Source organism: Enterobacter cloacae complex sp. IR5418 (assembly GCF_049238105.1).
Classification (GTDB): Bacteria; Pseudomonadota; Gammaproteobacteria; order Enterobacterales; family Enterobacteriaceae; genus Enterobacter; species Enterobacter hormaechei.
The window spans coordinates 36988-48151 of the sequence record NZ_JBMKHS010000024.1 but is presented as its reverse complement, the minus strand read 5'-3'; the positions used below and the strand labels follow the sequence as shown (position 1 = coordinate 48151).

The 11164-nt window shown below is 55.6% G+C and carries 11 protein-coding genes; 8 read left to right on the top strand and 3 right to left on the bottom strand.

Annotated features, from left to right (window positions below; genetic code table 11):
- Position 1 precedes the first annotated feature (1 nt).
- Complete coding sequence (gene metB, locus ACOTX7_RS17350) at positions 2-1162, bottom strand: cystathionine gamma-synthase (RefSeq protein WP_221256657.1); 1161 nt, start codon at positions 1160-1162, stop codon at positions 2-4.
- Between the two features lie 275 nt (positions 1163-1437).
- Here metB and metJ point away from each other — a divergent pair, with 275 nt between their 5' ends.
- On the top strand, positions 1438-1755 hold the full coding sequence (gene metJ / locus ACOTX7_RS17345; RefSeq protein ID WP_003862042.1) for a met regulon transcriptional regulator MetJ: 318 nt from the start codon (positions 1438-1440) through the stop codon (positions 1753-1755).
- 42 nt (positions 1756-1797) lie between these two features.
- On the opposite strand, the gene ACOTX7_RS17340 is transcribed toward metJ, so the two are convergent.
- Entirely contained in the window at positions 1798-2478 is a 681-nt protein-coding gene (locus tag ACOTX7_RS17340; protein ID WP_221813606.1) for an oligogalacturonate-specific porin KdgM family protein, read from the bottom strand.
- A 321-nt stretch (positions 2479-2799) separates the two neighbouring features.
- Positions 2800-3012, bottom strand: a complete 213-nt coding sequence (gene rpmE / locus ACOTX7_RS17335; protein ID WP_003862040.1) for a 50S ribosomal protein L31 — start codon at positions 3010-3012, stop codon at positions 2800-2802.
- Positions 3013-3212: 200 nt separating this feature from the next.
- On the opposite strand from rpmE, the gene priA reads away from it, so the two are divergent.
- The 7 genes from priA (at position 3213) to rraA (ending at position 11146) form a co-directional block, all read left to right on the top strand.
- Positions 3213-5408, top strand: coding sequence for a primosomal protein N' (gene priA, locus ACOTX7_RS17330; protein ID WP_221256658.1), 2196 nt, complete (start codon positions 3213-3215; stop codon positions 5406-5408).
- Between the two features lie 118 nt (positions 5409-5526).
- A complete protein-coding gene (gene cytR / locus ACOTX7_RS17325) occupies positions 5527-6552 on the top strand; it encodes a DNA-binding transcriptional regulator CytR (protein WP_110292363.1) in 1026 nt (341 codons plus the stop codon).
- 92 nt (positions 6553-6644) lie between these two features.
- Positions 6645-7613: a cell division protein FtsN gene (ftsN, locus tag ACOTX7_RS17320; RefSeq protein ID WP_213828390.1), complete on the top strand. Its 969-nt coding sequence runs from the start codon at positions 6645-6647 to the stop codon at positions 7611-7613.
- A gap of 94 nt (positions 7614-7707) precedes the next feature.
- On the top strand, positions 7708-8238 hold the full coding sequence (gene hslV / locus ACOTX7_RS17315; RefSeq protein WP_022649795.1) for an ATP-dependent protease subunit HslV: 531 nt from the start codon (positions 7708-7710) through the stop codon (positions 8236-8238).
- A 9-nt stretch (positions 8239-8247) separates the two neighbouring features.
- A complete protein-coding gene (hslU, locus tag ACOTX7_RS17310; protein ID WP_006808666.1) occupies positions 8248-9579 on the top strand; it encodes an HslU--HslV peptidase ATPase subunit in 1332 nt (443 codons plus the stop codon).
- 68 nt (positions 9580-9647) lie between these two features.
- Positions 9648-10568: a 1,4-dihydroxy-2-naphthoate polyprenyltransferase gene (gene menA / locus ACOTX7_RS17305; RefSeq protein WP_221256659.1), complete on the top strand. Its 921-nt coding sequence runs from the start codon at positions 9648-9650 to the stop codon at positions 10566-10568.
- 92 nt (positions 10569-10660) lie between these two features.
- The gene (gene rraA, locus ACOTX7_RS17300) at positions 10661-11146 is read left to right on the top strand and encodes a ribonuclease E activity regulator RraA (RefSeq protein WP_003862032.1); all 486 of its coding nucleotides are present in this window, start codon (positions 10661-10663) and stop codon (positions 11144-11146) included.
- The last annotated feature ends 18 nt before the right edge of the window (positions 11147-11164 follow it).

The window sequence follows — 11164 nt, the reverse complement described above, 5'->3', positions numbered from 1 at the left end:
ATTACCCCTTGGCTGCGACCCGGAAGCCATTTTCCAGATCGGCAATTAAATCTTCAGAATCTTCAATACCGGTCGAGATACGCAACAGCGTCTCGGAAATCCCGGCGGCGGCACGTGCTTCCGGTGCCATACCTGCGTGCGTCATGGTCGCGGCGTGGGAGATCAAGCTTTCAACTCCCCCTAAGGATTCCGCCAGCGTAAACAATGACAACCCGCTCAGGAAGCGACGCAGCGTTTGCTCGTCACCGTCCAGTTCAAAACTTAACATCGCGCCAAATCCTTTCTGCTGGCGCGCAGCAATCTCGTGTCCCTGGTTTTCCGGCAGCGACGGGTGATAAAGCTTCTTCACCAGCGGCTGGGTTTTCAGGAAGTCCACAATCGCCTGGGCATTGCGCTGAGCCACCTCCATCCGCGGCGACAGCGTGCGGATGCCGCGCAACAGCAGATAGCTGTCGAACGCGCCCGCGGTGACGCCAATGTTATTGGCCCACCATGCCAGTTCCGTGACAACGTCGGGATCTTTTGCAATCACCACGCCCGCGACCACGTCAGAATGGCCGTTCAGATATTTAGTGCATGAATGCAACACCAGATCGGCACCCAGTGCCAGTGGGTTCTGAAGGGCCGGACTGAGGAACGTATTATCCACTACACTTATCGCTCCCGCATCCCTTGCGAGCTGACAAATTTTCGCAATGTCGACTACGCGCAACAATGGATTGCTTGGACTTTCCACCAGAACCAGCTTCGGCTGCTCGGCCAGCGCCTGTTTCAGCGCCTGCTCGTCGTTTTGGTCGACAAACAGCACGCGGTAGCAGCCGCGCTTCGCCAGGCTGTCAAACAGGCGATAGCTGCCGCCGTAACAGTCGTGCGGCGCCACCAGCAGATCGCCAGGTTTCAGGAACACCGTGGTCACCAGGTGGATGGCAGACATGCCCGTGTTGGTTAATACTGCTCCAGCGCCGCCTTCCAGTTCCGCCAGCGCGTGCTGGGTGACGTCACGCGTAGGGTTGCCACGACGCGAGTAGTCATGCGCGCGGGGTTCATTAAATCCGGTGAAATTATAGGTACTGGAAAGATGAATCGGCGGGACAACGCAGCCGTACTGCTCGTCATCATTCAATCCGCTACGCACTGCGATGGTGGCCTGTTTACGCGTCATGGTGAGGCTTCCTGGCGAATGAGGTGAAAAGTCAGCCACCAGAGTAAACATTGAAAGTATGGACGTCAATACATCTGGACATCTAAACTTCTTTGCGTATAGATTGAGCAATGCGCAAATAGCCGTTAAAATTATATGCTTTAGGACACGCTACAGCGGCAATATCCGTGCCTCGGTATCGTCTCTACGGTAAACTACGCAAGATTACGGTTCAAAACCGTCGGTTATCGGTTTTGCACCTTTAGATTAATGACTGAGAGGATTAAAGGTATCTCATGGCTGAATGGAGCGGCGAATATATCAGCCCATACGCTGAGCACGGTAAGAAGAGTGAGCAAGTCAAGAAAATCACGGTGTCCATTCCTCTGAAGGTGTTGAAGATCCTCACCGATGAACGTACGCGTCGTCAGGTGAACAACCTGCGTCACGCAACCAACAGTGAACTGCTGTGCGAAGCGTTCCTGCATGCGTTTACCGGCCAACCGTTGCCGAACGATGACGATCTGCGCAAAGAGCGCAGTGACGAAATCCCGGAAGAGGCGAAGGTAATCATGCGTGAGCTGGGCATCGACCCGGAGACGTGGGAATACTAACAGCGGTGCGATCCCGCTGAGGGTGCTCAGCGGGAGGGTTTATCAGAAGTTGTAGCCTAAGCCGACACGCAGACGCGTCTGTCGGTCGTCAGTGGTATCAGTGTTGTAGCCGGATGAGACGTTACCCACTTCCACAAACGGCACCCACGAATCAATGTTATATGCCACGCGGAAGTTATATTCGTAATCCTCTTTTTTGTTGTTATACAGATCTTCGTTGTCGGCGAACTTATAAATTCCGTTCAGTTCGAACATCCAGTTATCGATATTATATCCCAGCCACATTTCCGGGCGATATACCGTTCGGTCATCTTTACCGTCTGCATTACGACGGGTATATTCCGTACGATAACGAAACGCCGTCCACCAGCTGTCATTGATATTATACTGCACGCGTAAATACGGTTTATAGATAGCCATATCGTCGCCCATTTCAACCGCGACACCCGGCTGCCAGATAAATCCCTGCCAGGTAAACTGGTAGCTGGCAGTATATTCGTTGCTGTTGCTCTCCATATTATTGAGCGCATCATTAGACTGCTTTTCATCGGAGCGCGAGACAGCCTCTACCGCCACGCCAAAGCCCGTACCAAAACGGTGTGACATGTACACACGGTCATAGTTACGTCCATCATCGTAATACTCGTGTCGGTAATCAACATATCCCGCCTGCGCCGCGCACGATAGTAATGGAAGCACGAATAAAAGTTGCTTCAGTCTCATCCTTTTTCCCTCAACGTAAATACACCCTGAAAGCCATCGCTGTTGAAATGGCAAATATGAATATATGTCGAGCGCAGTGTAATTTTACCCCCAGAGGGAAACCTTTTATTTATTGCCACCTCCGGCAATAAAATGGCAAACAGGCCAAGAATACCGAGATAAAGCTCACTATCCGTATAAATAGGAATATATTAAGACACGAAGATTATTTTTCGGAAAAAGTAAAATATATATTTGGAGAAGGAATATAAATATAGAATTAATTCAGGAGAGATATTACAGGCACAAAAAAACCGCCCGGAGGCGGTTTCTTCTGGATGCTTATTTAGCGCCCGGGATGCTGAAACGCTTGTTGAAGCGGTCAACACGGCCACCGGTTGCAACATCACGCTGCTTACCAGTGTAGAACGGGTGGCATTTGCCGCACACGTCCAGGTTCAGATCGTGACCCACGGTGGAGCGGATCTGGATAGAGTTACCGCAAGAGCAGTTTGCAGTAATCATTTCGTATTTCGGGTGAATATCTTTTTTCATGGGAGAACCTCAGTTAAGGCCGCGTCGCTCTTCCAGCCCTAACGCCAGACACCACGCGATGTTGAATGTAAGTTCTTTGGCGTAAAATACACCAAAGGCGGCGAATCATACAGAATTTGACCAACGTATGCAAACTGATCCGCACGCCGCTTTCACTAATGTGTATACTAACGCGCCACTTTTCAAGTCAGGAAGATTCGATGCCCGTCGCTCACGTTGCCCTGCCCGTTCCGCTTCCCCGCACCTTTGACTACCTGCTGCCCGACAGCATGAACGCCAAAGCGGGCTGTCGCGTGACCGTGCCGTTTGGCAAACAGCAGCGCGTAGGGATTGTGGTTTCCGTGAGCGAACAAAGCGAACTGCCACTTAACGAGCTGAAATCGGTCATTGAGGTGCTGGACAGCGAGCCGGTTTACTCCACCAGCACCTGGCGACTGCTGCTCTGGGCGGCGGATTATTATCATCACCCCATTGGCGACGTCCTGTTCCACGCCCTGCCCATTATGCTGCGCCAGGGCAAGAGCGCCAGCCATGCGCCGATGTGGTACTGGTTCGCCACCGAGCAGGGACAGGCTGTGGACATTAACAGCCTGAAACGCTCGCAGAAACAGCAGCAGGCGCTGGCCGCGCTGCGCCAGGGAAAAATCTGGCGCCATCAGGTCGACGAGCTTGAGGTGAGCGAAGCCGCGTTGCAGGCATTAAGGAAGAAAGGGCTAAGCGAGCTGGCCAGCGAAGCACCTGCCCTCCACGACTGGCGCGACGGCTTCTCCGTCTCCGGCGATCGCCTGCGTCTGAACACCGAGCAGGCCACCGCCGTCGGCGCGATTCACAGCGCCGCCGATCGTTTTTCCGCCTGGCTCCTGGCGGGCGTCACCGGTTCCGGTAAAACTGAAGTGTATCTGAGCGTGCTGGAAAACGTGCTCGCGCAGGGCAAACAGGCGCTGGTGATGGTGCCGGAAATCGGCCTGACGCCGCAAACCATCGCTCGTTTTCGTGAACGCTTTAATGCGCCCGTTGAGGTGCTGCACTCCGGTCTGAACGACAGCGAGCGGCTCAGCGCCTGGCTGAAAGCGAAAAACGGCGAAGCGGCGATTGTGATCGGCACCCGTTCCTCGCTGTTTACGCCGTTTAAAAATCTCGGCGTTATCGTAATTGATGAAGAACATGACAGCTCCTATAAACAGCAGGAAGGCTGGCGCTACCACGCCCGTGACTTAGCCGTGTACCGCGCCCACAGCGAGCAAATCCCCATTATTCTCGGCTCCGCCACGCCCGCGCTTGAAACGCTGCACAACGTTCGCCAGCGTAAATACCATATGCTGCGCCTGACGCGCCGCGCGGGGAATGCCCGTCCGGCCATTCAGCATGTGCTGGATCTGAAAGGCCAGCAGGTGCAGGCCGGGTTAGCGCCCGCGCTGATTAACCGCATGCGCCAGCATTTGCAGGCGGGCAACCAGGTGATCCTGTTCCTGAACCGCCGCGGCTTCGCCCCCGCCCTGCTGTGCCACGACTGCGGCTGGATCGCGGAGTGCCCGCGCTGCGATCACTACTACACCTTCCACCAGGCTCAACGCCATTTGCGCTGCCACCACTGCGACAGCCAGCGCCCGGTCCCCCGTCAGTGCCCGTCCTGCGGCTCAACGCATATTGTGCCGGTCGGCCTGGGCACGGAACAGCTTGAACAGGCGCTCGCGCCCTTCTTCCCGGACGTGCCCATCTCCCGTATCGACAGGGATACCACCAGCCGTAAAGGGGCGCTGGAACAGCAGCTGGCGGAAGTGCATCGCGGCGGCGCGCGTATCCTGATTGGCACTCAGATGCTGGCGAAAGGGCACCACTTCCCGGACGTGACGCTGGTCGCCCTGCTGGATGTCGACGGCGCGCTGTTCTCCGCGGATTTCCGCTCCGCCGAACGCTTCGCCCAGCTGTATACCCAGGTTGCCGGTCGCGCCGGTCGGGCGGGTAAACAGGGCGAGGTGGTACTGCAAACGCACCACCCTGAACATCCGCTGCTGCAAACCCTGTTGCACAAAGGCTATGACGCCTTCGCAGAGCAGGCGCTGGCCGAACGTCAGACGATGCAGCTTCCCCCGTGGACCAGCCACGTTATCATCCGTGCGGAAGATCATAACAACCAGCAGGCACCGCTGTTCCTGCAACAGTTGAGAAACCTCCTGCAAGCCAGCCCGCTTGTGGATAATCAGCTATGGATTTTAGGACCAGTACCCGCGCTCGCTCCGAAACGCGGTGGCCGTTTTCGCTGGCAACTGTTACTTCAGCACCCTTCGCGTATCCGCTTACAGCAGATCGTCAGCGGTACGCTGGCGCTGATTAATACCCTGCCGGAAGCACGAAAAGTGAAGTGGGTTCTGGACGTTGATCCGATCGAAGGCTGAAGGCGGATCGAAAAATTTAATGCGCCTCACACTTTTTATGAAAATTCTGTAACCGATTCCATTAACTATCTGTAAAAATGGAGCTGTCCGCAGTTCGGTGTTCAGGCGAGGAGAAGACGTGAAGTCCAGGAAAGAGGTTGCCTCGGCGACCATGAAAGACGTTGCCGAGAAAGCACAAGTCTCAACAGCAACCGTGTCCCGCGCATTGATGAACCCTGACAAAGTCTCCCAGGCGACCCGAAACCGGGTTGAAAAGGCGGCGCTTGAGGTCGGTTATTTCCCGCAAGCCATGGGGCGCAACGTTAAACGCAACGAATCCCGCACCATCCTGGTGATCGTGCCGGACATCTGCGATCCCTTCTTCAGCGAAATCATCCGCGGCATTGAGGTCACGGCCGCCGCCCAGGGCTATCTGGTGCTGATTGGTGATTGTGCCCACCAGAACCAGCAGGAAAAAACGTTCATCGACCTGATCATCACCAAGCAGATTGATGGCATGCTGCTGCTTGGCTCACGCCTGCCGTTTGATGCCAGCATTGAAGAACAGCGCAATTTACCGCCAATGGTCATGGCGAACGAATTTGCGCCGGAGCTGGAGCTGCCGACCGTTCATATCGATAACCTCACCGCCGCGTTCAACGCCGTAAACTATCTTCAGGAACTGGGGCATAAGCGTATCGGTTGTATTGCCGGACCAGAAGAGATGCCGCTGTGTCATTACCGCTTGCAGGGCTACGTTCAGGCGCTGCGCCGTACCGGGGCTATCGTCGATCCACACTACATTGCGCGCGGTGATTTCACCTTTGAAGCGGGCGGGCAGGCGCTGGAAAAATTGCTGTCCTTGCCAGAACCGCCTACCGCGGTCTTCTGCCACAGCGACGTGATGGCGCTGGGCGCATTATCCTACGCCAAACGTCACGGCCTGCGCGTGCCGCAGGACCTGTCGATTATCGGTTTTGATAATATTTCGCTTTCGGAATTTTGCGATCCGCCGCTTTCGACCGTTGCACAACCGCGGTATGACATTGGCCGTGAAGCAATGCTGCTTTTGCTGGATCAGCTGCATGGTCAGACAGTTAGCAGTGGGTCACGGCTACTGGATTGTGAGCTGATTGTGCGCGGCTCTACCCAGGCATTAACTTAAAGTAAATACCTTTCGACACCCTTATCTGGTCAAAGCCCCGTCGCTTAAGTAACATGGCGGGCTGACGAACGAATAAATACAGCGAAACGATAGTGGCACAACGAGATTATGTACGTCGCGGCCAGCCGGCACCTTCGCGACGCAAAAAGAGTAGTTCAAAAAGCAAGCAACGTAGCCTGTCTGCTGTCTCTCCAGCCATGGTCGCCATTGCTGCGGCCGTGCTGGTGGCCTTTATTGGCGGCCTCTACTTCATTACGCATCATAAAAAAGAAGAGTCTGAAGCCCTTCAGGGTAACAAGGTCGTCGGCAACGGCCTGCCGCCGAAGCCTGAAGAGCGTTGGCGCTACATTAAAGAGCTGGAAAGCCGTCAGCCTGGCGTACGTGCGCCTACCGAGCCTTCTGCCGGGGGTGAAGTGAAGAATGCCGATCAGCTAACGGACGAACAGCGTCAATTGCTCGCTCAGATGCAGGCGGACATGCGCCAGCAGCCTACGCAGCTGAACGAAGTGCCGTGGAACGAACAAACCCCGGCGCAGCGTCAGCAAACGTTGCAGCGCCAGCGTCAGGCTCAGCAGCAAACGCAACAGCAGCAGTGGACGCAGACGCAGCCGGTACAACAGCCGCGTACGCAACCGCAGCAGCAGACGCGTACCGTACAAACTCAGCCTGTCCAGCAGCCGCCGAAAGCGCAGCCGCAGAAGCAAACGGCACAGCCCTATCAGGATCTGTTGCAGACGCCTGCGCATACCACTGCGCAACAGCCCAAAACGCAGCAGGCTGCACCGGTCACCAAAGAGACCGAGGCACCGAAGCAGACGGCTGAGAAAAAAGATGAACGCCGCTGGATGGTTCAGTGCGGTTCGTTTAAAGGCGCCGAGCAGGCCGAAACGGTGCGTGCTCAGCTGGCATTTGAAGGATTTGACTCACGCATTACCACCAACAACGGCTGGAATCGCGTGGTGATTGGACCGGTCAAAGGCAAAGAAAACGCAGACGGCACCATTTCCCGTTTGAAAGTGGCTGGCCACACAAACTGCATTCGACTCGCCTCCGGGGGTTGAAACCCCCAAAATCCCCCCCATCTATCATTTAATTCAGCCCTGAGCACAGGCTCAGGGCTTCTGTTTCCCGAATCTGTAACCAGGGGGTCTGCTCGTGACAACAATAGTAAGTGTACGCCGTAACGGCCAGGTGGTAATTGCCGGTGATGGCCAGGCCACGCTGGGTAATACCGTTATGAAAGGCAACGTGAAGAAAGTACGTCGTCTTTATAACGATAAAGTGATCGCCGGTTTCGCAGGCGGCACGGCGGATGCCTTCACGCTGTTTGAACTGTTTGAACGCAAACTGGAAATGCATCAGGGTCATCTGGTGAAAGCTGCCGTTGAGCTGGCAAAAGACTGGCGTACCGACCGCATGCTGCGCAAGCTCGAAGCGCTGCTGGCCGTGGCCGACGAAAACGCCTCGCTGATCATCACCGGTAACGGTGACGTGGTTCAGCCTGAAAACGACCTGATTGCCATCGGCTCTGGCGGCCCATATGCCCAGGCCGCAGCCCGTGCGCTGTTGGAAAATACCGACATGAACGCGCGCGATATCGCGGTGAAAGCGTTGGATATTGCAGGTGATATCTGCATCTATACCAACCACAATCACACCATCGAAGAATTGACCTCCAAAGCGTAAGGATCGCCCATGTCTGAAATGACCCCACGCGAAATTGTCAGCGAACTGAACAAACACATTATCGGCCAGGACAACGCCAAGCGCTCCGTGGCTATCGCCCTGCGTAACCGCTGGCGTCGCATGCAGCTCGACGAAGAGCTGCGCCATGAAGTGACGCCGAAAAATATTCTGATGATCGGCCCGACCGGTGTGGGTAAAACCGAAATCGCCCGTCGTCTGGCTAAACTGGCTAACGCGCCGTTCATCAAAGTTGAAGCCACCAAGTTCACCGAAGTGGGCTATGTGGGTAAAGAAGTGGACTCCATCATCCGCGATCTGACCGATTCTGCGATTAAGATGGTGCGCGTCCAGGCGATTGAGAAAAACCGCTATCGCGCCGAAGAGATGGCCGAAGAGCGTATTCTCGACGTGCTGATCCCACCGGCAAAAAACAACTGGGGACAGGCTGAACAGCAGTCTGAACCTTCCGCTGCGCGTCAGGCATTCCGCAAAAAACTGCGCGAAGGCGAACTGGACGACAAAGAGATTGAGATCGATCTCGCTGCCGCGCCAATGGGCGTGGAAATTATGGCGCCTCCGGGCATGGAAGAGATGACCAGCCAGTTGCAATCCATGTTCCAGAACCTGGGCGGCCAGAAGCAGAAAGCGCGTAAGCTGAAAATCAAAGACGCAATGAAGCTGCTGATTGAAGAAGAAGCCGCGAAGCTGGTTAACCCGGAAGAGCTGAAGCAGGACGCTATCGACGCGGTTGAGCAGCACGGTATCGTGTTTATCGACGAAATCGACAAGATCTGTAAGCGCGGCAACGCGTCCGGCCCGGATGTCTCCCGCGAAGGCGTTCAGCGCGACCTGCTGCCGCTGGTGGAAGGCTGCACCGTCTCCACCAAGCACGGCATGGTGAAAACGGACCACATTCTGTTTATCGCCTCCGGTGCGTTCCAGATTGCCAGCCCGTCTGACCTGATCCCGGAACTCCAGGGTCGTCTGCCAATCCGCGTTGAGTTGCAGGCGCTGACTACCGAAGATTTCGAACGTATCCTGACCGAGCCAAACGCTTCTGTGACCGTACAGTACAAAGCGCTGATGGCAACCGAAGGCGTGAACATTGAGTTTACCGATGACGGTATCAAGCGCATTGCCCAGGCTGCGTGGCAGGTCAACGAGAGTACCGAGAACATCGGTGCGCGTCGTCTGCACACCGTGCTGGAGCGCCTGATGGAAGACATCTCTTATGATGCGAGTGACCTTAACGGGCAAAGCATTACCATTGACGCAGACTATGTGGGCAAACACCTGGATGCGTTAGTGGCAGATGAAGATCTGAGCCGTTTTATTCTATAATCGCGTTCAATGCATTTTCATCACTGTTGATGGGGGCTATGGCCCCCATTTTTATTGGCTAAATAACTATGACTGATATCAGCCGTACGCAGGCCTGGCTCGAAAGTCTGCGCCCTAAAACGCTTCCTCTGGCATTTGCCGCCATTATCGTCGGTACCACGCTTGCCTGGTGGCAGGGTCATTTCGATCCGCTGGTCGCCGGTCTGGCGCTTGTCACCGCCGGGCTGCTGCAAATCCTCTCTAATCTCGCCAATGATTACGGCGATGCGGTAAAAGGCAGCGATAAGCCTGACCGTATCGGGCCGCTGCGCGGGATGCAAAAAGGGGTGATTACCCAGGCACAGATGAAACGGGCGCTGATTATCACCGTGGTGCTGATTTGCCTGTCCGGGCTGGCTCTGGTGACGGTCGCCTCGAAAACCACCAGCGATTTCATTGGCTTCCTGGTGCTGGGCTTGCTCGCTATTATTGCCGCCATTACCTATACCGTCGGGACGCGCCCTTACGGGTATATTGGCCTGGGCGACATCTCCGTGCTGGTGTTCTTCGGCTGGCTGAGCGTGATGGGAAGCTGGTACTTACAGGCGCATACGGTGATCCCTGCCCTGTTCCTGCCCGCAACCGCCTGTGGTCTGCTGGCGACGGCGGTGCTGAATATCAATAACCTGCGCGACATCGACAGCGACCGTGAAAACGGTAAGAACACGCTGGCCGTGCGTCTGGGGCCGGTGAATGCACGCCGCTACCACGCCTGCCTGCTCATCGGCGCGCTGGTGTGCCTGGCGCTGTTCAATCTGATTTCGCTGCACAGCCTGTGGGGCTGGCTGTTCGTGCTCGCCGCACCGCTGCTGATTAAGCAGGCCCGCTATGTCATGCGTGAACGCAGCCCGTCCGCCATGCCGCCGATGCTGGAACGTACGGTAAAAGGCGCGTTGCTGACTAACCTGCTGTTCGTCATCGGGATTGTCTTAAGTCAGACGCTGAGTTAGCTGACAAATATCAATTAACAATTGATGATTTTGCCAACAACGCGTTTCGCACGATATACTGAACACATTCGCAGCAACAGAGCGTTAAACCTATGAAATACGATACCTCCGAGCTATGTGACATCTACCAGGAAGATGTCAACGTCGTTGAACCCCTGTTCTCCAACTTTGGCGGACGGTCGTCGTTTGGCGGGCAAATCATCACGGTGAAATGTTTCGAGGACAACGGGTTGCTGTACGATCTGCTCGAAGAGAACGGCCGTGGCCGCGTCCTGCTGGTGGACGGTGGCGGTTCAGTGCGCCGTGCACTGATCGATGCGGACCTCGCCCGTCTTGCCGTACAAAACGAGTGGGAAGGAATTGTGGTCTACGGCTCCGTGCGCCAGGTGGACGATCTTGAAGACCTGGATATCGGCATTCAGGCCATTGCCGCCATTCCGGTTGGCGCGGCGGGTGAAGGCATCGGCGAAAGCGACGTGCGCGTTAACTTCGGCGGCGTGACCTTCTTCTCGGGTGACCATCTTTATGCCGACAATACCGGGATTATCCTTTCCGAGGATGCGCTGGACATCGAGTAGTTAATCGGTCAGTAAGAT

Excerpts from the sequence above, each read along its gene's own strand:
- metB (WP_221256657.1), bottom strand. The coding sequence starts at position 1,162 with ATGACGCGTAAACAGGCCACCATCGCAGTGCGTAGCGGATTGAATGAT.
- metJ (WP_003862042.1), top strand. The coding sequence starts at position 1,438 with ATGGCTGAATGGAGCGGCGAATATATCAGCCCATACGCTGAGCACGGT.
- ACOTX7_RS17340 (WP_221813606.1), bottom strand. The coding sequence starts at position 2,478 with ATGAGACTGAAGCAACTTTTATTCGTGCTTCCATTACTATCGTGCGCG.
- rpmE (WP_003862040.1), bottom strand. The coding sequence starts at position 3,012 with ATGAAAAAAGATATTCACCCGAAATACGAAATGATTACTGCAAACTGC.
- priA (WP_221256658.1), top strand. The coding sequence starts at position 3,213 with ATGCCCGTCGCTCACGTTGCCCTGCCCGTTCCGCTTCCCCGCACCTTT.
- hslU (WP_006808666.1), top strand. The coding sequence starts at position 8,248 with ATGTCTGAAATGACCCCACGCGAAATTGTCAGCGAACTGAACAAACAC.
- menA (WP_221256659.1), top strand. The coding sequence starts at position 9,648 with ATGACTGATATCAGCCGTACGCAGGCCTGGCTCGAAAGTCTGCGCCCT.
- rraA (WP_003862032.1), top strand. The coding sequence starts at position 10,661 with ATGAAATACGATACCTCCGAGCTATGTGACATCTACCAGGAAGATGTC.